Genomic DNA, 25,164 nt, shown 5'->3' on the forward strand with positions numbered 1-25,164 from the left:
CCTCGACGCCGCAAAGAAAAATGGGCTTCCCAACGGGAAGCCCATTTCTTTGCATGGCGGAGAGGGTGGGATTCGAACCCACGAAGGGCTATAAACCCTTGCCGGTTTTCAAGACCGGTGCATTCAACCGCTCTGCCACCTCTCCAGAAACTGCTTGCTCCGACCAAGGCTGGATACTGCCTGGGCCGGTGCATTGACTCGAATCGGCTTGGGCCGATTCTCGGGTCTGCGACCCGCCTCGCTGGCGCTTCGGCGTCCTGATCGCTACGCGATCGGTCAACCGCTCTGCCAGCTCCCCGGAAGTCGCGTACAGCGGCGCAAGGATACGGAAAAACGCGGGTCTGGACCAGCCGGAAGGGCCCGGACGGCCATATTGGCGCCTGTTTGACCAGCTCCGCCGCTTTTCCATGGTTTCGCGGCGGAATCCCTTGAATCCCGCGCCCAATGGCCTTAAATAGTAGGCCTGAGTTTCATCAACGGAGTAACGCTATGCGTCCGCAGGAACACGTGATTTCGCACTCGCAGCAGTCGGCTGTCGCGACCAACAAGGTCATTCGCAACACCTACATGCTGCTGTCCATGACCCTGGCCTTTTCGGCCCTGATGGCCTTTGTCAGCATGCGCTTCAACTGGCCGCACCCCGGCCTGATGCTGACGCTGGTGGGCTACTTCGGCCTGCTGTTCCTGACCCACAAGCTCGCGAACAGTGCCTGGGGCATTCTCAGTGTCTTCGCGCTGACCGGCTTCATGGGCGCGACGCTCGGGCCGATCATCAGTGCCTACGTGACGGTCTTTTCGAACGGTGACCAGCTGGTCATGCAGGCCTTCGGTGGTACCGCCGCGATCTTCATCGGCCTGTCGGCCTATGCCCTGACCAGCCGCAAGGACTTCTCCTACATGGGAGGCTTCCTGGTCGCAGGCATCCTGGTGGCCTTCCTGGCCGGGCTGGGCGCTTTCCTGTTCAGCATCCCTGCCCTGTCGCTGGCCGTGTCGGGTGCTTTCGTGCTGCTGATGGCAGGCCTGATCCTGTACGAGACCAGCAACATGATTCACGGCGGCGAGACCAATTACATTCTCGCCACGGTGACGCTCTATGTTGCGATCTACAATCTCTTCACCAGCCTGCTGCACATTCTTGGCGCAGTGAGCGGCGAAGATTGATCGACTTCAGTCGGTTGCGAAAGCTGATTTGAAGAAGGCCCCGCAAGGGGCCTTCTTTTTTTGCGCCGGATTCACGCTAGACTCGTGGCAGGACAATCGAGGGAGGGAGTCGCATGTCGTATTTCCAGCGCCGCTATCACCAGCCGGGTACTGCGCCTGGCACCCTGGTCGACCGCGAAGGCCAGGCGGAAGCCACGCTGAGCCTGTTCGACTACGATGAGAACGACATACACGAGGTCAAGGACATCTCGCTCGAGGATTGCGGCCAGTACTTTGCGAGCGAACGCGTGACCTGGCTGCATTGCCAGGGTGCGGCGTCCAAGCGCATCTTCGACTACCTCGGCGAAGCCTTCCAGCTGCATCCGCTGGCCATGGAAGACGTGATCAACGAAGGCCAGAGAAGCAAGCTCGACATCTATGACGACAGGCAGGTCTTCGTGGTGCTGAACGTGCCGGTCATCCGTGGCGAGGAGCTGGTGATAGAACAGGTCAGCCTGTTCCTCGGTCCGACCTACGTGGTCAGTTTCCACAACGGTCCTGACGATTTCTTCGAGCCGATTCGCCAGCGCCTGCGTGGTCCGATCGGTCGCTTCCGCCGCTCCAAGGCGGACTACCTGCTCTACGCAATGGTCGACCTGGTCATCGACCGTGCGTTTCCCTTGCTCGAAGAATATGGCGAAGCACTGGACGAACTCGAAGAGCAGGTGCTCAGAAACCCGGAAAAGAACACGCTCGACATCATCCACTTCGTGAAGCGCGAGCTGGTAATGATCCGCAAGACCATCTGGCCGCAACGCGAGGCATTGAACCAGCTGATCCGCGACGACCACCCGCTGATCAACGAAAGCACCAAGGTCTTCTTCCGGGACTGCTACGACCACACGGTGCAGATCATCGAACTGATCGAAGCCTACCGGGAAATGACCTCGAGCCTGATGGATGTCTTTCTCAGCAGCGTTTCGAATCGCATGAACGACGTCATGAAAGTGCTGACCATCATTGCCACGATTTTCATCCCGCTGAGCTTCTTCACCGGACTTTACGGCATGAACTTCAACACAGAGCATCCGGCCAACATGCCGGAGCTGGATTGGGAATATGGCTATGTCGCCCTGCTCTCTTTCCTGGCGATTCTCGTGATCGGCATGCTGGTGTATTTCAGGAAGAAACGCTGGCTGTAGTCTTGTTACGGCTACAAAAAAAGGCGCTTCGTCATGAAGCGCCTTTTTTCATGTCGAGTGTCAAAGCTCAGGGCTTGATGACATCCAGGCCGCCCATGTAGGGCTTCAGCACGTCCGGCACGACTATCGAGCCATCCGCTTGCTGGAAGTTTTCGATCACCGCCAGCATGGCGCGACCCACCGCAACACCCGAACCGTTCAAGGTGTGCACCGGCTCCGGCTTGTTCTTGTTGTCCGGATTGCGGAAACGCGCTTGCATCCGACGCGCCTGGAAAGCCTCGGTGTTCGAGCAGGATGAAATCTCTCGATACCGGTTCTGGCCTGGCAACCAGACCTCGATGTCATAGGTCTTGGTCGCGCCGAAGCCGATATCGCCGGCACAGAGAATCACGGTGCGATACGGCAGTTCCAGCAGTTGCAGGATCTTCTCGGCGTGGCCGGTCAGTTCCTCCAGGGCTGCATGGGAGTCCTCGGGCTTCACCACCTGGACCAGTTCCACCTTGTCGAACTGGTGCTGGCGAATCATGCCGCGCGTATCCTTGCCGTAGGAACCGGCTTCCGAGCGGAAGCATGGCGTATGCGCCACGTGTTTCTTCGGCAGCGCATCGGCGTCGAGAATCTCGTCGCGGTAGAAATTGGTCACCGGCACTTCGGCGGTCGGGATCAGGTAGAAAGGATGCTCGCCTTCCAGCTTGAACAGGTCCTCGCCGAATTTCGGCAACTGGCCGGTACCGCGCAGCGAATCGTCGTTGACGATGTACGGGACGTAGACTTCCTCGTAGCCGTGCTCGCCCGTGTGAATGTCCAGCATGAACTGGCTCAGCGCGCGATGCAGGCGTGCCATCGGGCCCTTCAGCGCGACAAAGCGAGAACCCGTGAGCTTGGCGGCCAGTTCGAAATCCAGCAGTCCGGAGCCGAGGTCGACGTGGTCTTTCGGCTCGAAGTCGAATGACTTCGGCTCGCCCCACTTGCGCACTTCGACGTTGTCCTCCTCATCGGCACCTGCCGGCACGTCTTCGTGCAGCAGGTTCGGCACGCCCATCAACAAGGCATCGAGTTCCTCGCGAATCTCGCCCAGGCGCTGCTCGGCATTTTTCAGCTCGTCGCCGAGGTTTGCAACTTCGTCCAGCAAGGGCTGGATGTCCTCGCCCTTTGCCTTGGCCTGGCCGATGGCCTTGGAGCGCGTGTTGCGCTCGTTCTGCAGTTCCTCGGTACGCACCTGCACCTGCTTGCGCTCGTTTTCCAGGCGCTCGAAATCGGCTTTCGGAAACTCGAAGCCGCGGCGTTTCAGGTTGTCGATCACGGCATCGAGGTCGCCGCGCAGTTGTTTGGGATCCAGCATGTTCAGTCCATCAATGTAGTGAGTTCAGAAAACGTGACGCGCCAGCGCCAGGCCACCCCAGGCAGCCAGCACGCAGACAATGACGCTGCCAATGGCATTGCCCGCGGCACGAACGAAATCACCCGCCTGCAGCAGGCCGAGTGTTTCGTAGGAGAAGGTCGAGAACGTGGTGAAGGCACCCAGCACACCGACCAGCGCGAACGCGCGCAAGGTGTGCGCTTCGGGCAGCTTTTCCAGCAGCACGAAAGCCAGCACGCCGAACAGGAACGAGCCGGCTGCGTTGACGCTGAACGTTGCCCAGGGAAACTGGCCACCATGGCGTGCGAAACCCAGGTTCACGGCATAGCGCAGCACCGAGCCGATTGCCCCGCCAAGCGCGATTGCCACCAGGTTCTGCCACATCTGCCTATCTTCTCTTGTTCGACGCTTTTCGGTTCTTTTCCCGCAGCTCCGCCAGTTTTTCACCGATACGGATCTCCAGGCCACGAGGCACGGGATGATAATACGTTTGGGCAGTCATTGCCTCCGGGAAGTAGTGCTCGCCGGCCGCGAACGCATCCGGCTCGTCGTGGGCGTAGCGATAGCCCGCACTGTGCCCGAGGTCCTTCATAAGCTGGGTAGGCGCATTCCTGAGCCAGGGCGGTACTGGCTGCGACCCGCCCTGCTCGGCATCCTTGCGGGCCGCCTTGTAGGCGGTATAGACCGCGTTCGACTTGGGGGCCATGGCAAGGAATACGACGGCCTGTGCCATGGTCAGCTCGCCCTCCGGGCTGCCAAGCCGTTGCTGGGCGTCCCAGGCGTTCATTGCCAGCTGCAAGGCGCGGGGATCGGCATTGCCGATGTCCTCGGAGGCCATGCGGACCAGGCGGCGCGCGATGTAGAGCGGATCCACGCCGCCATCCAGCATGCGCGAAAACCAGTACAGGGCGGCATCGGGGTCCGAACCACGCACCGACTTGTGCAAGGCCGAGATCTGGTCGTAGAACTCGTCACCGCCCTTGTCGAAGCGCCGCAAGGTGCCGCTGAGCACCTCGGCAAGCATCTCCCCGCTCAGCGTTCCGTCTGCGTCCCGCGCAAGACCGGCGGCCACTTCAAGCATCGACAGGGCACGTCGTCCATCCCCGTCGGCGGCCTCGGCCAGGGTATCGCGCAGTGCCTCTTCCATGTCGACCTCGCCAGCCAGGCCGTCAGGATGCTTGAGGGCGCGATCGATCATCTGGCGAATGTCTCGGTCAGCCAGCGACTTCAGGACGTAGACCCGCGCCCGCGACAGCAAGGCGTTGTTCAACTCGAAGGAAGGATTCTCGGTAGTCGCACCAATGAACGTGATGGTGCCGTCCTCGACGTAGGGCAGGAAGGCGTCCTGCTGTGCCTTGTTGAAGCGATGCACCTCGTCGAGAAACAGGACGGTGGCCTGGCCCATGGCGCGGGACTGCTTCGCGGCCTCGGCTGCTGCGCGCACATCTTTCACGCCGGCCATGACGGCCGACAAGGGCAGGAACGCCGCTTCACAGGTCTCGGCCACCAGCCGCGCCAGCGTGGTCTTGCCGGTGCCGGGCGGTCCCCAGAGGATCATGGAATGGGGCCTGCCCTGCTTGAGGGCTTCGTAAAGTGGCTTGCCGGCTGCCAGCAGGTGCGACTGCCCGGCCACCTCGTCCAGCGTCCGGGGTCGCATGCGGTCAGCCAGCGGCGTCATTGCATCTATGGGAGTTTTGTTTCCAGCCATGCGAGCAGGTTAACCGGAAGTCGGCGAACAATCAGCAGCGCGATGAACGCGCCAGCAGCATTGGCAAGCGCGTCGAGCGGATCCATGACCCGTTGCGGCGTGAACGACTGGGCAATTTCCAGCGCGCCACCGAGAAGGACAGCTGCGACAAACACCAGCAGCCGTCGCCTTGGCAGCAGCAGGCAGAACCAGCCAGTCAGCATGAAATACACAAGGAAGTGGGCCAGCTTGTCGTTCAGCAGCCCCGGGCCGTCACCCGCGGGCTTCAGGCTGAGGTAGATATCAAGCGCGAGGCCCAATGCGGCAATGCTCCACCACAGCCAACGGAATCGGAGCGTCGAATCCGGCGCGGGCATCGGCATCAATCGACCTGCGGTTCACCGATCAGGTCCGCGCCCTCCGGCAGCTCGAATACGAATGCGTCGGCGTCGATTGCAGCGTTTGTCGTCACGTCGCTGAAGCGAATGCGCGTGGTCTGGCCGAGCGCATCTTTCAGTTCCATGGTATCGAGGACCTCACCATCCAGCGCCAGCCGCAGCACTTCGAAATCCGTGTCCTGTACATGCGGATGCAATTCCACCCAGTACAACGGCCCGGCCTCGCCAATTTCCTTCACCGTGAAGTTCTCGTCCAGCGGCTCGGAACCGGTGAGCACAGCAGCCGGCGAGCTGGCCAGCGCGGTGGACATGCCCTTGACGGTTGCCTGTTCCAGGTCCGGGTCATAGGTCCAGACGTTCGTGCCATCGGCGACAATGGTCTGCTGGAACGGCGTGGTGTAATCCCAGCGAAACTTGCCCGCCGCTCCTGCGCCGCGATTCAGCAGGAAACGCCCGCTCGACTCCTGCACCGGCAGCAGCTCCTCGTCCAGCACGGTCTGGGTGAAATCGGCCTGCAGCGTATCGATGTTCGACAACAAGGCTTCCAGGCGCGCTTTCGCGTCGGCATCCCCTGCCGATACCGAAGCGGTCATGCCCAGCAGCAGGCTGCTGGCAAGCAAGAACAGGAAATACCGTGTGCGATTCAAGATTTGCATGTGTACTCCGCGTTGCGTGAACACCCGACGACGTTGCCGGACTCATGAGGTTTGACCATCCTTCGGGACGCATGGTGCCCGGGATTCACGCATGGAATGTGTTGAAAGCGTGGATTCCGGCAGCCGGTCAGTTCCGACGAGTCAGTCCTTGGGTGGCGGCGGCGCCAGGACTTCACGCGTGCCGTTTGCCTGGGGCGGCGAAACCACACCAGCGGCTTCCATTTCCTCGATCATGCGTGCGGCGCGGTTGTAGCCGATCTTCAACCGTCGCTGTACGCCGGAAATCGACGCCTTGCGGGTTTCGGTGACGATCTTGACCGCTTCGTCGTAGAGGGGATCGCCCTCGCCATCCCCGCCATCGGGATCGCCGCCGCCATTGCTGGCAGACAGGCCCGGGATCGCATCCTGCGGCCCTTCGAGGATTTCGTCGATGTAGGTCGGCTGGCCGGAGGCGCGCAAGGCATCGCAGACCCGGTGCACTTCCTTGTCATCGACGAAGGCGCCGTGAATGCGTTGCGGGAAGCCTGAACCGGCCGGCAGGTAGAGCATGTCACCATGGCCGAGCAGGTTCTCCGCACCCATCTGGTCGAGAATCGTGCGCGAATCGACGCGCGACGATACCTGGAAGGCAATGCGAGTCGGGATGTTGGCCTTGATCAGGCCGGTGATCACGTCCACCGACGGGCGCTGCGTGGCCAGGATCAGGTGGATACCGGAAGCACGCGCTTTCTGTGCCAGTCGTGCAATGAGCTCTTCGACCTTCTTGCCGACCACCATCATCATGTCGGCCAGCTCGTCGATGATGATCACCAGCAGGGGCAGCGGCTGCAGGTCCGGTGCCTCGGCCATTTCGCCGTCGAGGGTTTCTTCCGGCTTGAACAGCGGATCCTTGATCGGCTTGCCAGCCTCGATCGCTTCCTTGACCTTCCGGTTGTAGCCCGCGATGTTGCGCACGCCGAGTGCCGCCATCAGGCGATACCGCCGTTCCATTTCCGCCACGCCCCAGCGCAAGGCATTGGCGGCTTCTTTCATGTCGGTCACGACGGGCGCGAGCAGGTGCGGAATGCCTTCGTAGACGGATAGCTCCAGCATTTTCGGATCGATCATGATCAGGCGCACGTGCTCGGCGGTCGCCTTGTAAAGCAGCGACAGGATCATGGCGTTGATCGCGACCGACTTGCCCGAGCCAGTCGTGCCGGCAATCAGCAAGTGCGGCATCTTGCCGAGATCGGCGGTTTCCGGGTGACCGGAAATGTCCTTGCCCAGGGCCAGGGTGATGGGCGAAGACGACTTGTCGTAGGCCTGCGACTTCAGGATTTCGCCCAGGGTCACAATTTCGCGGGATTCGTTCGGAATTTCCAGGCCGACCGTGGACTTGCCGGGAATCACCTCGACCACGCGGACGGAAATGGCGGACATGGCGCGCGCCAGGTCCTTGGAGAGATTGGTGATCTGGCTGACCTTCACACCGGGTGCCGGTTGCAACTCGAAACGGGTGATCACGGGACCCGGGTTCACCGCCACGACCTCCACCTCGATGCCGAAGTCGGCCAGCTTCATCTCGACCAGGCGCGACATGGCCTGCAAGGCATCCTCGCTGTAGGCCAGCTCGTGCTTCGGTGGCTCGTCCAGCAGGGACAAGGCCGGCAACTCGGAATTCTTTGGCGGATCGAACATGGTGACCTGGCGTTCCTTCTCCGCCCGCACGCTGGGTTCGATCTTGGCGACCTTTGGCTCGATCTTGGGCTTGGGGCGTTCCTTGCGCTGCTCGGTCTGCACGCGCACCAGCTCGACCCGTTGCTGGCGCGAGCGCTGGTCTTCCATGGTCTGACGGGCACGCTCCAGGCGATTCTGCAGCAACTCGAAAGCCAACAGGGTGTAACGGCCGGTGGTATCCATGACCTGCAGCCAGGAAATCCCGGTGAACAGGGTCACACCACTGAGGAACAGCACGATGAGCAATACCGTGGCGCCGAGATTGCTCAGGCTGGCCGCAAGACCAAGCCCGACGAAATTGCCCAGGATGCCGCCCGCACCGCCCTGCTCGACCGGCAAGGCGCCGGGCGCGACGACCCAGTGAATGCTTGCCAGCCCGGAAGCCGTGCTCAATGTGAGCAGGAACCCCAGGAACTTCAGGGCAACCACCACCTTGTTGACCGGTTCGTCATCATGACGATCGACCAGGTGCGAGGCATAGACCATCCAGCCCGCGAGGAATACCAGCACCGGGAAAAGGTGCGCCGGATAGCCAAACAGCAGCAACAGGAGATCCGCCAGGTAAGCGCCAAAGGTGCCAACGTAGTTCTGGACCACGCCGGATCCCGTGGACGAGAAGCCCGGATCCGTCGGGGCATAGCTCCACAGGGCGAAACCAACCAGCAAGGCCAGGCCCGCACTGATCCACAGCGCCGCTTCCCGCAGCCCCCTGGCCAGCTGCTGCCCGATGACCGGCCCGCCCCCGTCCGTTGTCTTCTTGCGTTTGGCCTGTGCCAAGTATCACCCGCTAGTTTGTATTAAGAAGTTCTCGTAACTGTTTAATTCAAAACAGAAATATTGTCCAGCAATTATACAGAAAGGGCGGCTTGCGCCGCCCTGCTCTGAGTCAGTCCAAGAGGGCTGGATGTACCACTTTGCCACCTTCCACATTGATGCCTTTTACCAGGGCCTCATTGTTGCGCCAGTTGCCGCCAGCCAGGATCGAGGCATAGCGAGCGATCGCGGCAGACAAGGCCTGTGACGAGGTGCGCGGCACCGCGCCCGGCATGTGGGTGACGGTAAAGTGCGTCACGCCCTTGTGCTCGTAGGTGGGGTTGTCCCAGGTCGTGCCCTTGGCCGTTTCGATGCAGCCGCCCTGGTCGATGGCGATATCGACGACCACCGAGCCCGGCGCCATGGATTCGACCATGTCCTTGGTGACCACGCGCGGCGCCTTCTTGCCGGTAACCAGCACGGCGCCAATGACCACGTCGGCATCCCTTACGGCATCCGCAACGTCGGCCACGTGGGGGTAGAGGCCGGTCACGTTCGGACCGAGGCCGCGCATTTTCTCCAGCTTTTCCATATCCAGGTCAAACACGGTCACTTCCGCACCCATGCCGGCCATGATGGTCGCAGCCGCGCCACCGGACACACCGGCACCGAGAATCACGACCTTGCCGCGACGGGCAGCAGGAATACCGCCCAGCAGCACGCCCTTGCCATTGTGCGGGGCATGCAGCAGCGTCGTCGCCCACTGTGCCGACAGGCGGCCGGCGATGTCGGACATCGGCGCCAGCAACGGCAGTTTGCCGTCCACCTCGACGGTCTCGAACGCCACTGCCGTGCAACCGATGCGCTTCAGCTCTTCAGTCAGCTCCGGCTCGGCGGCCAGGTGGAGGTAACAGAACAGCAGGTGCTCCTTGCGGATGTGCTTCAGGTCTTCCTTGATGGGCTCCTTGACCTTGACGATCATCTCGGCCTGCTCGTAGAGCGCCTCGACCTGCTCGATCACTTCCACGCCCACGGCGCGGTAGTCGTCGTCGCTGTAACCGCTCTTCACGCCGGCACCGGACTCGATCATCACGGTGTGGCCTTCCTTGACCAGCCCGGAACAGGCGGCAGGGATCAGGCCAACCCGGCCTTCCAGGGGTTTCAGCTCGCGGGGAATACCAATGCGCATGTTGCCTCCTATAAAGCCCTGCCATGCGGTCCAGGGCGTTGCGCTCCACCGGCCCCGCCTTTACGCTCGACAGGGCTTTAAGTAAGATTCTGAACTCTGACGAGCACGGCAACGGACCCGAATCCGGGTTGATTTCACGCTGCGGTGCCCCCATTTACCGGCTTGTCCTGCCCCGCCACCCTCGCGTGGTCCCGGCAGACCCGGCCTCGAATTTCTCAGCTGCCATCAGCAAGCATCGAAAGGGCGAATTATACATGAGCGACACCAAACATTGCCGCCTTCTTATCATTGGTTCCGGTCCGGCCGGCTACACGGCTGCCGTCTACGCGGCTCGCGCCAACCTCGACCCGGTCCTGGTCACGGGCATCGAACAAGGTGGGCAATTGATGACCACTACCGATGTGGAAAACTGGCCGGGCGACCCCGAGGGCCTGCAGGGCCCGGGCCTGATGGAGCGCATGAAGGAGCACGCCGAGCGCTTCAATACCGAGATCGTCTTCGACTACATCAACGAAGTCGATTTCTCGTCCCGCCCCTTCAAGCTCACCGGTGACACCAACCAGTACACCGCCGACGCCGTGATCATTGCGACCGGTGCGACGGCCATGTACCTGGGCCTCGAGTCCGAGGAAGCCTTCAAGGGCAAGGGTGTATCGGCCTGCGCAACCTGCGACGGCTTTTTCTACAAGAACCAGAAGGTGGCTGTAGTCGGCGGCGGCAACACCGCCGTGGAAGAAGCGCTGTACCTGTCGAACATCGCCTCGGAAGTGCACCTGGTGCATCGTCGCGACGCCCTGCGTGCCGAGAAGATCCTGCAGGATCGCCTGTTCGAGAAGGAAAAGAACGGCAACATCACCATCCACTGGGATCGCAACCTGGACGAGGTGCTGGGTGATGACATGGGCGTCAACAAGATTCGCCTGCACTCCTCCAAGGATGTGAACGAAACGGAAGAGCTGGACGTCACCGGCGTGTTCATTGCCATCGGCCACAAGCCGAACACCGACCTGTTCGATGGCAAGCTGGACATGGAGGGCGGCTACATCAAGGTCAAGAGCGGTCTTGAGGGCAACCACACCATGACCAGCGTGCCGGGCGTCTTCGCGGCCGGCGACGTCATGGACCACGTCTACCGCCAGGCTGTCACATCGGCCGGCACCGGCTGCATGGCGGCGCTTGATGCCGAGCGTTTCCTGGAAGCCCAGGAAGAGTGACGGACTGGGGCGCAAGCCTCGCATGTCATGGACACACCCAGACACAGCGCCGATGACGTCCAATGCGTCTCGGCGCTGTCTTCGTTTTCGGCCCATGAATGGAATGCGCTGTCAGGAAGCCAGCCTTTCCTGCAACACGGTTTTCTCGATGCGCAGGAACACTCGCAGTCGGTAGCCCCCGAATCCGGCTGGGAGCCTCATCACCTGGCCCTTCGCGACAAGGGCAAGCTGATCGGCGCGCTGCCGCTGTATCGCAAGTACCACTCCTACGGTGAATTCGTATTCGATTGGGGTTGGGCGGACGCCTGCCAGCGGGCCGGCATCGCCTATTACCCCAAGCTGCTGAGCGCGGTGCCCTTTACGCCGGTCACCGGCCCCCGCCTGCTGGGCCACCAGGCGGATGCATTGATCGAGGCCGGCAAGCGCGAGGCCGAGCGTGGCCAGCACGTCAGCTGGCACGTGCTGTTTCCCGCCCGCGACGAGCTGGCGCTATGGCGGGCGCACGACTTCATGGTCCGCGAGGACTGCCAGTTCCAGTGGTTTGACCGGGACTATGGTGACTTCGATGGCTTTCTTGGCGCCCTGAAGTCCAGGCGTCGGAAGGAAATCCGCCGCGAGCGGCGCCAGGTGCATGAGGCCGGGGTCACGCTGCGGACACTGGCCGGCGAAGACCTTGACCCGGATACCCTGTCACAGGTCTATGGCTGTTACACCGCGGCCTATGCCATTCGTGGCCAGCAGCCCTACCTGCGGCCCGGGTTCTTCCGGGCAATCGTCAAAACACAGCCCGACTCGATCGTGGTTTTCGCTGCCTTCCGCGACGGTCACATGGTCGCCGCCGCCATCTGCTTTCGTGATGACGAGTGCCTCTATGGGCGACACTGGGGCAGCCTGGTCGACATCCCCGGACTGCATTTCGAAGCCTGCTACTACCAGGGTATCGCGTACTGCCTCGACCAGGGACTCGGGCGCTTCGAACCCGGCACCCAGGGCGAGCACAAGATCAGTCGCGGCTTCGAACCCGTGCCGGTGTACTCTGCCCATTACATTCGACACCCTGGACTGCGCGATGCCATTGCCGATTTCCTGCAGCGCGAGACACCGGTGATCGCGGACTACCGCGAACGCGCAGCCGAACTGTTGCCGTACAAGGAGCGACAGGCATGACACGCAGCGTGCTGAACCTGCGCTGGATTCCGGCTGATGCCCCGCCGGACGACTTCCCGCCACCAGAGCTCGCCATGACCGAGCCGGACGGGCTGCTGGCTGCCGGTGGGGACCTGTCCCCCGCCCGCTTGCTGGCCGCCTACCAGCGCGGGATCTTTCCGTGGTTCTCCGAGGGCCAGCCGATCCTGTGGTGGTCGCCCGACCCGCGCGCCGTGATCCTGCCCGCGGAATTGCGGGTCTCCCGCAGCCTGCGAAAGAAACTGCGCCAGCGCCCTTTTGCCTTCACGGTGGACTCGGCCTTCCCCGCGGTCATCCAGGCCTGTGCCGAAGCACCCCGGCCCGGGCAGGACGGGACCTGGATCACCCCTGACATGCAGGCGGCATACATCGAACTGCACCGGCAAGGCCATGCCCATTCGATCGAGGTCTGGCAGGAAGACAGCCTGGTCGGGGGCCTCTACGGCCTCGCCATCGGCAAGACCTTCTGCGGCGAGTCGATGTTCTCGCAGGCGACGGATGCCTCCAAGGCGGCCTTCCTGTTGCTGGTACGCGAGCTCCAGGCGCGTGATTTCACGCTGATCGATTGCCAGCTGGACAACCCCCACCTGGCAAGCCTCGGCTGCCAGCTGCTGCCGCGGGCACAGTTCCTGGCTCGCCTGCATGCTGGTCAGGCGGGTCATGCCGGGGCCGAAAATGCCGAAAAATGGACCTTGTCGGTTTCTACCAGCGATCTCGGGGATTATGATCCGTCGGTAGCGGTTTCCTGACGGAGGGCGGCACGCATGAACCAGAACGAAGGCCAGCCGGTCACCCTGCCGCTGTACCTGACGCCCGAGCATCCTTGCAGTTATTACCCGGAGCGCGAAGCGCGCACCGTGTTTGCCGATCCACGGCTGATTCCGGATCGCCGTGCCCAGACGGAAATGGCAGAAGCCGGTTTTCGCCGCAGCGGTTCCTATCTCTATCGACCGGAATGCGAGCACTGCTCGGCCTGCATCCCCTTGCGCGTTCCGGCCCGGGGCTTCACGCCCAACCGCAGCCAGCGACGCAACCTGCGCGACAATGCCGACCTGAATATCAGCTGGCAGCGCAGCTGGTGTGACGACGAGCTGCTGGCCCTGTACAACCGCTACCAGCACTGGCGCCATCCCGAGGGTGACATGGTGGCGCATGGCGCTGCGCATTTTTCCGACTTCCTGCTGAGCCGCTGGGCGGACAGCTGGTTCCTGGAGATCCAGGACGAGGAACGGCTGGTCGGCGTGCTGGTCGCCGACCGCCTGGAACGCGGAATCTCGGCCGTCTACACCTTTTACGACCCAGCCTACGAGCAGCGTGGTCTCGGCAGTTTCGCCATCCTGCAACTGATTGCCCACGCCCGCAGCCAGGGGCTCAGGGATGTCTATCTCGGATACTGGCTGCCAGGCCACCCGAAAATGGACTACAAGCGGAAGTTCGGGCCGGCAGAGTACTTTGTCGAAGGCCAGTGGCGCCGCGCGGAAAGCCCCCAGGTACGGGAGAAAGTTGCACTTCACGAGGCAATGGGGCAGAATCCTGCGCCTTCGGAAGAAACAGGATAATCAGCAACTTATGGCGAAAGAAGACGCAATCCAGATGGAAGGCGAAGTTCTCGAAACGCTGCCGAACACGACTTTTCGTGTCGAGCTCGAGAACGGCCATGTCGTGACCGCTCATATCAGCGGCCGCATGCGCAAGAACTACATCCGCATTCTCACCGGTGACAAGGTCACGGTGGAATTGACACCCTACGACCTGACCAAGGGCCGTATCGTCTACCGCGGTCGCTGATTTCCAGCCGAATTCCAGCCGAATTCCAGAACCGACAGACACACAGGAAAAAGCCGGGCACTGCCCGGCTTTTTCTTGCCTGCTTGTTTGGCCTGCTTGCCGATAGCGACCGCGCCGCTTTCGGTGCCCGCCTCAGGCCGGGGCGGACGCTTTCTCAATCACCTCGATTTCCAGTGACCCGTCCTTGGCGGTGACATGCACTTCGCCACCATCGACCAGCTTGCCGAAGAGCAATTCCTCGGCCAACGGTCGCTTGATGTGTTCCTGCACCACGCGCGCCATCGGACGAGCACCCATCTTCGGATCGTAGCCCCGCTCGGCAATCCAGGTGCGGGCCTCGTCGTCCAGGTCCAGCGTGACACCCTTCTCCTCCAGCTGTCCTTCCAGTTCCATGACGAACTTGTCGACCACGCGGGAGATGGTGGCTTCGTCCAGCGGTGCGAAATTGATGATGGAATCCAGGCGGTTGCGGAATTCCGGCGAAAACTGCCGCTTGATCGCTTCCATGCCGTCGGAGCTGTGATCCTGCGAGGTGAAACCGATAGACGTACGCGACATTTCGCTGGCACCGGCGTTCGTGGTCATGACGATGATCACATGACGGAAATCCGCCTGCCGACCGTTGTTGTCCGTCAGCGTGCCGTGGTCCATCACCTGCAAGAGGATGTTGAACACTTCCGGATGCGCTTTTTCGATCTCGTCCAGCAACAGCACGCAATGCGGCTGCTTGTTGACCGCTTCGGTCAGCAAGCCACCCTGGTCGTAACCCACGTAGCCCGGCGGTGCGCCGATCAGGCGTGACACCGTATGGCGTTCCATGTATTCGGACATGTCGAAGCGCACCAGCTCGATGCCCATGGCGCGCGCCAGCTGGCGAGTCACTTCGGTCTTGCCCACGCCGGTCGGACCGGCGAACAGGAAGGAACCAATCGGCTTGTCCTCCGGCCCGAGACCGGAGCGAGACATCTTGATGGCCGAAGACAGGGTCTCGACCGCTTCGTCCTGGCCAAAGATGGTCAACTTGAGATTGCGCTCCAGGTTCATCAGCACGTCCTTGTCGGAGGAACTGACACTCTTGGGCGGGATTCGCGCAATCTTGGCCACGATGTTCTCGACATCGTGGACCGTGATCGACTTGCGTCGCTTGCTGGTCGGCTGCAGGCGCATGTTCGCACCCGCCTCGTCGATGACGTCGATTGCCTTGTCCGGCAAATGCCGATCCGTGATGTGGCGAGCTGCCAGTTCAGCCGCGGCCCGCAGCGTCTTGGGCGGGTATTTCACATCGTGATGCTCTTCGAAACGGGAGCGCAGGCCCTTGAGTATCTCGACCGTCTCTTCGATGCTCGGCTCGGGCACGTCGATCTTCTGGAAACGACGTGACAGGGCGCGGTCCTTTTCGAAAATGCCGCGATATTCCTCGTAGGTCGTCGAACCGATGCACTTCAATTCGCCATTGGCGAGCAAGGGCTTTATCAGGTTGGAGGCATCCATCACGCCACCCGAGGCCGCACCGGCACCGATCACCATGTGGATTTCATCGATGAACAGGATGGCATTGTCCTGCTTCTTCAGCTCGGACAGCACGCCCTTGAGGCGCTTTTCGAAATCGCCGCGATACTTGGTGCCTGCCACCAGGGCGCCGAGGTCCAGCGAATAGATCACGGCGCTCAGCAGCACCTCAGGGACCTCACCTTCCACGATGCGCTTGGCCAGCCCCTCGGCGATGGCCGTCTTGCCAACACCGGCCTCGCCAACGTACAGCGGGTTGTTCTTGCGACGGCGGCAGAGGATCTGCACCGTGCGCTCTACTTCCAGGTCCCTGCCGATCAGCGGATCGATCAGGCCCTGGGATGCCCGTTCGTTGAGATTGGCGGCAAAATTGTCCAGCGGATTGCCGGAGGGTTCGCCGCCCTCCTCGTCCGGCACCTGGATGTCGGGATCATCGCCTTCCTCGCCCGGGATCTTGGAGATGCCATGCGAGACGTAGTTGACGACATCAAGCCGCGTGACATCCTGCTGGTCCAGCAGGAACACGGCCTGGCTTTCCTTCTCGCCAAAGATCGCGACCAGCACGTTGACCGAGCTGACCTCCTTGCGACCCGAGGACTGCACATGGAATACCGCCCGCTGCAGGACGCGCTGGAAGCCCAGCGTCGGCTGCACGTCGTCGGTAATGTCCTCCGCAATGCGTGGCGTGTTCTCGTCGAGGAAGATCTGCAGTTCCTGGCGCAGGCGCTCGACATTGGCGCCGCAGGCACGCAACACCTCGGACACCTTCATGGAGTCCAGCAACGCCAGCAGCAGGTGCTCGACGGTAATGAATTCGTGCCGTCTCTGGCGAGCGCCGGAGAAGGCTTCGTTCAGGCAGGCTTCGAGTTCTTTGCTGAGCATGAGTCAGGCCTCTTCAGTCTGGCAGAGCAACGGATGATGATGCTCGCGCGCATAATTGGTTACCTGTGCCGCCTTGGTCTCGGCGATCTCGTAGGTAAAGACACCACAAACGCCCTTCCCCTTGGTATGAACATTCAACATGACCTGGGTCGCCTTGGTTCGATCCATGCGGAAAAACTTCTGCAGTATTTCCACCACGAATTCCATCGGCGTGTAGTCATCATTCAGCAGCACCACCTTGTACAGCGGTGGCCGCTTCAGCTTCGGCCTGGCCTCGCCCAGCGCCAGGCCGTGATCGGGTTCACCCGGCCCTTCCGGCTCGCCACCCTGCGGCGGCCGCGGCATGCCCGCATGAATCTCCACTGCAAAGCCGGACTGTCGCAGTCCGTCTCCTGTCGGTCGCTCTGGCAACAAGCTTGTCAATCTCCTGCTCATGGTCTGATTTTAGCGGATTGCGCCATCGACTGCCGTTCATGACGGCGCCGCCGGTCGGCAGTATGGGGCGGAAAATCAGGTATTCCGGGGGGTTGGGCGGAGGTCCGCCACGCAAATATCCATACTCTCTAACAGATGTGGGCGACAAGTCCGTCTTTCAAGGCCGATCGCGCAGGAATTCCCCCGGCCTACTTGGAGGTGTGCACGAAAACGCCATCCCAGTCCGGGCCCGGCGGTGCCTGCCGGAAATGGGCAATCCGCTGCAGGTAGATCTGGTAGATCCTGCGGTCCGGTTCGGCCTGCGAAAGGGAAAAGAATTCGCGTTCCGCCGAGTCCCAGTTCTGCTGGCGATAGTAGAGCAAGGCCTGCTTGTGCCGCGTACGCAGCGACTTGGTTTCCTTCGGCAAGGCATCACGCCGACCCAGGGGCTCGAAAATGGCCACCGGCTGTTCCTTGCCCTTGACCCGGACTCGGTCCAGCTCCAGGAAAGCAAACTCGGGCGCCGACTCGCGGGTGGAGTCGGACACCAGGATATCCACACCATACTGCTTGGTGAGACCTTCCAGTCTCGACCCCAGGTTCACCGCATCGCCCAGCACGGTGTAAGCCATGCGAAATTCCGAACCCATGTTGCCGACATTCATTTCGCCGGTATTGAGCCCCACGCCGATCTGCAACGGCGGCCAGCCCTTCTTCTTGAACACGGGTTGCAGGCGATTCATCTCCCCGACCATGGCCAGGGCAGCCGCGACGGCATGCGATGCGTGGTCGTTGTCCGGCAAGGGCGCGCCCCAGAACGCCATCACGGCATCACCCATGTACTTGTCGATGGTGCCACGCTGTTCGTGGATGATACGGGTCAGCGGCGTCAGGAACTCGTTCATCAGGGCCGTCAGCTCTTGCGGCTTGAGCCCTTCCGAAATCGTCGTGAAACCGCGCACGTCGGAGAACAGCACGGTCATTTCGCGTGACTCGCCCTCCAGGGTGAACGCGGAGGGATCTTCGCTCATCTCCTCCACCAGTTCCGGCGGAATGTAGGTTCCGAACAGGCTCGACAGCTGGCGCTTGCCGCGGCTTTCGACGAGAAAGCCGTACAGGATATGCAGCACGAACAGCAGGAATGTGAAGAACAATGGCGACGCCAGCGGCACGACGTAATTGAAATCCGTCCAGACGTAGAAATTAGAGCCGACAATCGCGGCCACGATCAGCAGCATGAAAGCCGTTGCCGGTACGACGCTGAAACGACTGGCAACGAAAGTCAGCACGATGCCGACCAGCAACAGCAGGCTGATGTGAGCGCCGTTGACGAACTCCGGGTGGTGCTTGACCCGCCCGTCAAGAATTCCTGAAACCACATTGGCGTGCACTTCGACGCCATTGAAGCGCTCGCCGACCGGTGTCACGCGCAAATCGAACAATCCCGCTGCGGACGTACCCACCAGCACAATGGCATCTTCCAGCTCGGGGAAATCCTTCTCGCCGGCTATGACCTCTGCCGCCGGGACATACGGAAAGCTGTAGACCGGCCCGCGGTAAGGCACAAGCACCGCAAGATCGGCATCGACAGGCACCTTGAAATCACCCACTTCCAGGTACTCGAGATGCAGGTAATCCTTGCGTGGCGCACCGGGCTGGAACGCGAACTGGACAGCCGGCCAGCCACTGGCTGCGCGCAACAACTCGAGACTGAGGGAACCGTACAGGTCGCCGTCGTATTGCTGCAGGGTCGGGGTGCGCCGGAAAGAACCATCCGAGCTGACCAGCGGGTTGTCGAAAAAGCCGCCACGGCGGACCTGCTGCTGGAGAATCGGCAGGTTGGCCGAGTAGCCGCCCGCCTGGTGGAATTCCAGTCGACCCTCGATATTTTCCTCGGGAATCAGCGGCGCAGGCAACAGGCCGAGCTTCTGCGCCTCGCCCTCCTCGAGCTTAGGATGGAAGACGTAACCCAGCACGACGGCGCGACCCTTGATTGCTTCGGCAAACAGGCGGTCGTGTTCCAGGGAAGGCCGGACCTCGGCGTAGGCAGCCTGGAACTCGGGATTCCCGGCCAGCTGCTCGCGGGCCAGTCGATCAAGAACATCGGTGCCGGGGTTCAGCTCGGGTTCCGGGAAAGTGATATCGAAGCCCACGGCACGCACCGCGTAGCGATCGAACAGGTGGTCGATCATCAGGGCCAGGCGATCGCGCGGCCATGGCCACTGGCCCTCGGCCTCTACGCTGGCCTCGTCGATATCGACGATGACCACGCGCGTGTCGATGGTGCCCGGCGCGGTGATGTTCACGCGGGCGTCATAGGCGAAGTTTTCCAGCTGGTTCAGGAGCTGGAACGACAGCACGCCCTTGATGTGCAAAAGGAACACGAAAAACAGCAACGCGGTTATGCCACCGCGTATCAGCCACCTCTGGTTCACACCGCCCCCTGGTCTTTTCCCCCGGTGCCCGTCTGCCGATTGCCTGCACAAATCAAGGCAGAAGACCACATTCCCTGCGACTTCCTGTCATATTCTTCATTCTTGTCCTGTCGCCCAGTGTAACGGAATGCGGGAAAAAGGCACCCGCCGCGAAAGCTGGTCATGGATTGACCACTTTGCAGGGCAGGATGGCGTGCGAAGGTTTGCCCCAGTAGGATGTGCGACCGGGACACCTTATTATCACGACGTCGATTGCGGTCAAGAGTGCCCGCTGCGGCAAACCACGGGGAACAATCCGGCCTTTCCGGAAGCCAGCCATGAACGAGCGTATCAAGCAAATCGGCCTGCCAGCCCTGAACAGCTGGCTGGAACGAAGGGGACCAGCCACCAGCAGTGTCCTGCTCGTCCTGCTGGCGGGCTGGTTGTCCGCCGAGCTGGTGTGGCGGGTTGCCGACACCTGGAGCTTCAAGCCCGGCATGCCGCCCGCCGAGGCCCTTGCCGGCGCCGACTCGAACAGCAGCGGTTCGATCGACCTGGCCCGGGTGGCGGCTACCCACATGTTCGGTGCTGCCGATCCTGCCGAAGTGCAGGCCGCGAGCACGATCAATGCCCCGGAAACCCGGCTGAACCTGAAGCTGAGGGGCATCCTGTCGGCTACCGAGGCGGACTTCTCGCGGGCCATCATTGCCTCCGGCAGCCTGGAAAAGGTCTACGCCGTGGGCAGCAGTGTTCCCGGCGGTGCTGTCGTGCACAGCGTGCTGGCCGACCGTGTCATCCTGGATCGCCGCGGCCAGCTGGAGACATTGACCCTGCCCCGCCAGTCGGCAGACATCACCCCGGAGATCAGGGAAGAGTCCAGCGTCGACTCCCGCAGCAGCGGTAATGACTTCACCGATATTCGCGACGACCTGGCGAGCAATCCGGGCGCCCTCAGCGACCTTGTCCGCATGCAGCCGGTGATGGAGAACGGCCAGATGGTCGGCGTGAAAATATGGCCGCTGCAGCAACGCGAGCGCTTCGCGGCAGCCGGGCTGAGGCCCGGCGACCTGGTCACCGCAGTCAATGGCATGAGCCTGACCGATCCGGCCTCGATGGCCGAAGTCCTGCAGGGAATCCAGTCACTGGACTCCCTGTCGCTGACACTGCGACGCGGTGAACAGGAAGAGAACATCACACTGAATGCAGACCGATGAATACCGGCTTGAAACAAGCAGGCTTGCAGAACACGATAGGCACCGACATTAACGGAAGGATTGCAATGATTGCTCGATACCCTGGACACACAGGCTGGCTGGCCAACTGCCGACATGCCCTGCGCATTCTCGCGGCCCTGCTGCTGTTCGCCACTGCCAGCGCCCAGGCCGGCATGCCGTCCGGTGCCACGATCACGCTGAATTTCGTCGACACCGACATCCGCGAGGTTGCCACTTCCGTCAGCGAGATTACTGGCAAGACCTTCATCCTGGATCCACGGGTCAAGGGTCGGGTAACCCTGGTGTCCGCACAGCCCATCGCCATCGAAGCGGTTTACGACACGTTCCTGTCCGTGCTCCAGGTTCACAACTTTGCCGCTGTCGAAGGTGGCAACGGCACCATCAAGATCGTTCCCTCGGTGGAAGCCAAGCAGATCGGTGGTGGTGTCGGCTCACCGGAATCGCTGCCTTTCGATGACATGGTGACCCAGGTGGTTGCATTGCGGAATGCGCCAGCAGCCCAGCTGGTCCCCATCCTGCGCCCCCTGATTCCGCAGTATGGCCACATGTCGGCCTACCCCGGTGGCAACTTCATCATCATCTCCGACCGCGCCGGCAACGTCGATCGCGTGCTCAACGTGATTCGCAAGATCGATCGGGCCAGCGACAACGATGTCGACGTGATCACCCTGGAGAATGCCTCCGCTTCGGAGACCGTCCGCGTACTCTCCGCGCTGATGCAGAATGCCGGCCGCGATACGGGCGGCACGCCGCCGACCATCGCCGCCGATGATCGCACCAACAGCGTGCTGATCAGTGGCTCGCAGGCCGATCGCCTGCGCATGCGGGCCTTGATCTCGCACCTCGATACACCACTGGAATCCGGTGGCAATACCCAGGTGGTCTACTTGCGCTATGCCAACTCGGAAAACCTGGCCAACATCCTGAAGGGCCAGGTCACCGAAGTGGCCAGCAAGGAAGAGGAAAGCCAGGGCGGTTCGCGTGGTGGCTACTCCGACGTCGTCGTACTGCACGAGCCGGACACCAATGCACTGGTCATTACCGCGCCACCCAAGATCATGCGCAACCTGCAGACCATCATCGAGAAGCTCGACATTCGACGGGCACAGGTGCACGTCGAAGCCATCATCGCCGAGATCTCGTCGAACAATTCCGCCGAACTGGGCGTGACCTGGGCTGCCGACGGAGCGGATGACGACTCGCCCGTCGGGATCACCAACTTCCCGGGTTCGGGTGTCGGCGTCGGCCAGGTGGCGGGCGCCCTCGAAGCCGATGACGGTGCGGGCCAGGCAACAGCCGGGTTGCTGAACCAGGCCGCTGGCCTGACGCTGGGCTTTGGTCGCATCGTCTCCGGTGAAACCAGCTTTGTCGGACTGCTGCGGGCGCTGGCCGGCAATTCCTCGACCAACATCCTGTCGACACCCTCGATCACGACCATGGACAACGAGGAAGCCGAGATCAAGGTGGGCCAGGAAGTGCCGTTCCTGTCGGGCTCCTATGCCAATACGGGCCAGAACAATTCGGTCAATCCTTTCCAGACCATCAACCGCGAAGAAGTCGGCATCAGCCTCAAGGTCACGCCGCAGATCAGCGACAGCACCACGATCGTGCTGAAAATCGAGCAGGAAGTCTCCAGCCTGCAGCAAGGATCGCAGGGCGCGGTCGACCTGATCACCAACAACCGTTCGATCACCACTTCCGTGGTCGCAGAGAACAACGAGATCATCGTTCTCGGCGGTCTCATTGATGACCAGGTCCAGGAAGGCGAGCAACGCGTTCCCCTGCTGGGCAGCATACCGGTGCTCGGCGAACTGTTCCGGTACAGGACCTCCAGCAAGATCAAGCGCAACCTGATGGTGTTCCTGAAGCCGTCCATCCTCAGGACGCCGGAAGACTCCGCGCTCTATACCAATGAGAAGTATCGCCAGATTCGCGACCTGCAGCGTGGCCGCAAGGAAGATGGCAGTGTCTCGCTGATGCCGAGCGTGTCGCAGCCCATTGCTCCCGAGTATGACGAACGCGGCCTGCGCATCGAAGCAAGCGATGACGATGACGCGAGCAACGAAGACTGATGTCCACGACACACGAAGACATGCTGGAACAGGACATCGCCGGGCTGGACATCGAGTCCACGGCCCAGCGCGACCGCCTGCCCTTCGGTTTTGCCAAGCGCAACGGCATCCTGCTGGTCAGCCATGATGGCCGACGCGAGCTGTTGCTGCGCGAGGATGCACCACGCGAGGCCTTGCTGGAAGCACGTCGCCTGCTCGGCGAAACCCTGCCACTCAGCAAGGTGACCGCCAGCGAGTTCGACGAAGCGCTGCAACTCAATTACGAAGATCGTTCTGACGGCGCCATGCAGATGATGGAGGGCCTCGAGGACGACATGGACCTCAACCAGGTCGCCGACGCGCTCCCTGAACCCGAGGATCTGCTCGATTCCGATGACGATGCGCCGATCATCCGTCTCATCAACGCCCTGCTCACGCAGGCCGTCAAGGAAGGTGCCTCCGACATTCACGTCGAGCCCTTCGAAAACCGCCTGGTGGTACGCATACGGGTCGACGGCGTGTTGCGCGAAATCCTGCAGAGCCGACGGGCAGTGGCACCCCTGGTGGTGTCGCGCCTGAAAGTCATGTCCAAGCTGGATATCGCGGAAAAGCGCCTGCCCCAGGATGGGCGAATTTCGCTGCGCATTGCCGGTCGCGCCGTCGACGTGCGCGTATCCACCGTGCCGGCGGGTCATGGCGAACGCGTTGTACTTCGCCTGCTGGACAAGCAGGCGGGCCGTCTCGATCTTGGCCACCTCGGCATGGATCCAGTGACACGCGACCTGATGGACCAGCTGATCCACAAGCCCCACGGCATCCTGCTGGTCACCGGCCCGACCGGTTCCGGCAAGACCACCACCCTGTATGCCGCACTGGCCGCGATCAACGACCAGAGCCGCAACATCCTCACGGTCGAGGATCCCATCGAGTACTACCTCGAAGGTATCGGCCAGATGCAGGTGAATACCAAGGTCGACATGACGTTCGCGCGCGGCCTGCGTGCCATCCTGCGCCAGGATCCGGATGTGGTCATGGTTGGTGAAATCCGTGACCTCGAAACCGCCGAGATCGCCGTACAGGCTTCCCTGACCGGTCACATGGTGATGTCCACCCTGCATACCAATACGGCAGTCGGCGCGGTCAGTCGCCTGCGGGACATGGGGGTCGAACCCTTCCTGTTGTCCTCGTCACTGGTGGGCGTGCTCGCTCAACGACTGGTCCGGCTGCTCTGCAACCAGTGCCGGGAGCCGTATTCACCCGGCGAGAGGGAGCGGGAGATGCTGGGGATCGGTGCCAATGAAGAATGCACTGTCTACCACGCCAGCGGCTGTGACGACTGCAACAATCTCGGTTACATCGGCCGCACCGGCATCTACGAACTCATCCCGGTCGACGAAGAAATGCGCAACATGATTCATGATGGCGCCAGTGAATCTGCAATGGAGAAACACGCTCGAAGGACCCGCCCTTCGCTGCGCGACGATGGCAAACGCAGGGTCCTGAGCGGCGAAACCACCATCGAGGAGGTCCTGCGCGTCAGTCGCGAGGACTGATAGCCGTTCGCCATGGGTGCATTCGAATACAAGGCCCTCGACACACGCGGGCGAGAAACCAAGGGCACGCTGGAAGCCGACACGGCAAGACATGCCAGGCAATTGCTTCGCGACAAGCACCTGACACCGCTGGACGTCACGCCTGCCGCCGAACAGGACCGCGGCAAGCGCAAGGCCTTTTCCTTGCAACGGGGTATCAGTGCCGCCGAACTCTCCCTGATGACACGGCAACTGGCGACCCTTGTTCGCTCCGGCCTGCCGCTCGAGGAAGCCCTGCTTGCCGTTGCCCAGCAGACCGAGAAAGCCCGCCTCTCCAACGTGGTCATGGCGGTGCGCGGTCGCCTGATGGAAGGTCATTCGCTGGCCTATGGCCTGGCAGAGTTTCCGCACATCTTCCCGGAAATCTTCCGTGCCACGGTTGCCGCCGGTGAACAGACCGGTCACCTCGATGCGGTGCTCGAGCGGCTTGCCGACTATGCGGAAAAGCGCCAGGCACTGCAGCAGAAGCTCTCCGTCGCGATGATCTACCCGGCGGTGCTCATCTTCATGTCCTTCGCCATCATCATCGCGATGCTTGCCTACGTGGTCCCGAAGGTCGTAGCCGTGTTTGACAACATTGGCGAGGAACTGCCGGCGCTGACGCGCGGACTGATCTTTCTCAGCGACTTTCTCCGTGAATGGTGGATGGCACTGGCCGTCGGCGTGATTGCCATTGCCTGGATGGTGCGCCGGGTCCTGCGCGAGCCAGGGCCGCGACAGAAGTATCATCGATTCCTGTTGCGACTGCCCCTGGTCGGTCGCATCACGCGAGGCATGAA

Annotated in this window: 21 protein-coding genes and 1 tRNA gene; 11 read left to right on the plus strand and 11 right to left on the minus strand. The window is 61.9% G+C overall.

Annotation, left to right across the window (positions count from 1 at the left end; translation table 11 throughout):
- Positions 1-54: 54 nt before the first annotated feature.
- Positions 55-145 (minus strand) — tRNA-Ser (locus R3217_05380).
- A 344-nt stretch (positions 146-489) separates the two neighbouring features.
- Between R3217_05380 and R3217_05385 the strand changes: the two genes are divergently transcribed.
- Together R3217_05385 and corA are read left to right on the plus strand one after the other, a co-directional pair.
- Positions 490-1,161, plus strand: coding sequence for a Bax inhibitor-1/YccA family protein (locus R3217_05385; protein ID MDX1454873.1), 672 nt, complete (start codon positions 490-492; stop codon positions 1,159-1,161).
- A gap of 113 nt (positions 1,162-1,274) precedes the next feature.
- The gene (corA, locus tag R3217_05390; GenBank protein MDX1454874.1) at positions 1,275-2,342 is read left to right on the plus strand and encodes a magnesium/cobalt transporter CorA; all 1,068 of its coding nucleotides are present in this window, start codon (positions 1,275-1,277) and stop codon (positions 2,340-2,342) included.
- 67 nt (positions 2,343-2,409) lie between these two features.
- Here the strand turns inward: corA and serS are convergent, their stop codons facing one another.
- The 7 genes from serS to ald all read right to left on the minus strand — a co-directional run bounded on the left by serS (position 2,410) and on the right by ald (position 10,101).
- Complete coding sequence (gene serS / locus R3217_05395) at positions 2,410-3,684, minus strand: serine--tRNA ligase (protein ID MDX1454875.1); 1,275 nt, start codon at positions 3,682-3,684, stop codon at positions 2,410-2,412.
- Positions 3,685-3,708: 24 nt separating this feature from the next.
- Positions 3,709-4,086, minus strand: coding sequence for a fluoride efflux transporter CrcB (crcB, locus tag R3217_05400; protein MDX1454876.1), 378 nt, complete (start codon positions 4,084-4,086; stop codon positions 3,709-3,711).
- Between the two features lie 4 nt (positions 4,087-4,090).
- Entirely contained in the window at positions 4,091-5,410 is a 1,320-nt protein-coding gene (locus R3217_05405) for a replication-associated recombination protein A (protein MDX1454877.1), read from the minus strand.
- On the minus strand, positions 5,386-5,772 hold the full coding sequence (locus R3217_05410; GenBank protein MDX1454878.1) for a VanZ family protein: 387 nt from the start codon (positions 5,770-5,772) through the stop codon (positions 5,386-5,388). Before R3217_05410 ends, R3217_05405 begins: the two co-directional genes overlap by 25 nt.
- On the minus strand, positions 5,772-6,443 hold the full coding sequence (gene lolA / locus R3217_05415) for an outer membrane lipoprotein chaperone LolA (protein ID MDX1454879.1): 672 nt from the start codon (positions 6,441-6,443) through the stop codon (positions 5,772-5,774). Before lolA ends, R3217_05410 begins: the two co-directional genes overlap by 1 nt.
- Positions 6,444-6,584: 141 nt before the next feature.
- Positions 6,585-8,936: a DNA translocase FtsK 4TM domain-containing protein gene (locus R3217_05420; protein ID MDX1454880.1), complete on the minus strand. Its 2,352-nt coding sequence runs from the start codon at positions 8,934-8,936 to the stop codon at positions 6,585-6,587.
- Positions 8,937-9,045: 109 nt separating this feature from the next.
- A complete protein-coding gene (gene ald / locus R3217_05425; protein MDX1454881.1) occupies positions 9,046-10,101 on the minus strand; it encodes an alanine dehydrogenase in 1,056 nt (351 codons plus the stop codon).
- 254 nt (positions 10,102-10,355) lie between these two features.
- Here ald and trxB point away from each other — a divergent pair, with 254 nt between their 5' ends.
- The 5 genes from trxB to infA are packed head-to-tail and all read left to right on the plus strand — an operon-like array spanning position 10,356 to position 14,288.
- The gene (gene trxB, locus R3217_05430) at positions 10,356-11,315 is read left to right on the plus strand and encodes a thioredoxin-disulfide reductase (GenBank protein ID MDX1454882.1); all 960 of its coding nucleotides are present in this window, start codon (positions 10,356-10,358) and stop codon (positions 11,313-11,315) included.
- A 27-nt stretch (positions 11,316-11,342) separates the two neighbouring features.
- Complete coding sequence (locus tag R3217_05435; GenBank protein ID MDX1454883.1) at positions 11,343-12,482, plus strand: GNAT family N-acetyltransferase; 1,140 nt, start codon at positions 11,343-11,345, stop codon at positions 12,480-12,482.
- Positions 12,479-13,249: a leucyl/phenylalanyl-tRNA--protein transferase gene (aat, locus tag R3217_05440; protein MDX1454884.1), complete on the plus strand. Its 771-nt coding sequence runs from the start codon at positions 12,479-12,481 to the stop codon at positions 13,247-13,249. Before R3217_05435 ends, aat begins: the two co-directional genes overlap by 4 nt.
- A 15-nt stretch (positions 13,250-13,264) precedes the next feature.
- Positions 13,265-14,059: an arginyltransferase gene (locus tag R3217_05445; protein ID MDX1454885.1), complete on the plus strand. Its 795-nt coding sequence runs from the start codon at positions 13,265-13,267 to the stop codon at positions 14,057-14,059.
- A gap of 10 nt (positions 14,060-14,069) precedes the next feature.
- Positions 14,070-14,288: a translation initiation factor IF-1 gene (gene infA / locus R3217_05450; GenBank protein ID MDX1454886.1), complete on the plus strand. Its 219-nt coding sequence runs from the start codon at positions 14,070-14,072 to the stop codon at positions 14,286-14,288.
- Between the two features lie 132 nt (positions 14,289-14,420).
- On the opposite strand, the gene clpA is transcribed toward infA, so the two are convergent.
- From clpA to R3217_05465, 3 genes are all read right to left on the minus strand, one after another.
- On the minus strand, positions 14,421-16,679 hold the full coding sequence (gene clpA, locus R3217_05455) for an ATP-dependent Clp protease ATP-binding subunit ClpA (GenBank protein MDX1454887.1): 2,259 nt from the start codon (positions 16,677-16,679) through the stop codon (positions 14,421-14,423).
- Between the two features lie 3 nt (positions 16,680-16,682).
- Positions 16,683-17,024 carry an ATP-dependent Clp protease adapter ClpS gene (gene clpS / locus R3217_05460; GenBank protein ID MDX1454888.1) on the minus strand — a complete coding sequence of 114 codons (342 nt, stop codon included), beginning with the start codon at positions 17,022-17,024 and terminating at the stop codon, positions 16,683-16,685.
- Between the two features lie 278 nt (positions 17,025-17,302).
- On the minus strand, positions 17,303-19,528 hold the full coding sequence (locus R3217_05465) for an adenylate/guanylate cyclase domain-containing protein (protein MDX1454889.1): 2,226 nt from the start codon (positions 19,526-19,528) through the stop codon (positions 17,303-17,305).
- A gap of 317 nt (positions 19,529-19,845) precedes the next feature.
- Here R3217_05465 and gspC point away from each other — a divergent pair, with 317 nt between their 5' ends.
- The 4 genes from gspC to R3217_05485 form a co-directional block, all read left to right on the plus strand.
- Positions 19,846-20,721: a type II secretion system protein GspC gene (gene gspC, locus R3217_05470; protein ID MDX1454890.1), complete on the plus strand. Its 876-nt coding sequence runs from the start codon at positions 19,846-19,848 to the stop codon at positions 20,719-20,721.
- Positions 20,722-20,786: 65 nt separating this feature from the next.
- Positions 20,787-22,814, plus strand: coding sequence for a type II secretion system secretin GspD (gene gspD, locus R3217_05475; protein MDX1454891.1), 2,028 nt, complete (start codon positions 20,787-20,789; stop codon positions 22,812-22,814).
- A gap of 20 nt (positions 22,815-22,834) precedes the next feature.
- Positions 22,835-24,346 carry a type II secretion system ATPase GspE gene (gene gspE, locus R3217_05480; protein MDX1454892.1) on the plus strand — a complete coding sequence of 504 codons (1,512 nt, stop codon included), beginning with the start codon at positions 22,835-22,837 and terminating at the stop codon, positions 24,344-24,346.
- A gap of 12 nt (positions 24,347-24,358) precedes the next feature.
- Positions 24,359-25,164: type II secretion system F family protein (locus tag R3217_05485; GenBank protein ID MDX1454893.1), on the plus strand; the 806-nt coding region annotated here is incomplete at its 3' end.

It is taken from the genome of Gammaproteobacteria bacterium, assembly GCA_033720895.1.
Taxonomy (GTDB): Bacteria; Pseudomonadota; Gammaproteobacteria; order Natronospirales; family JAJUFS01; genus JAWWBS01.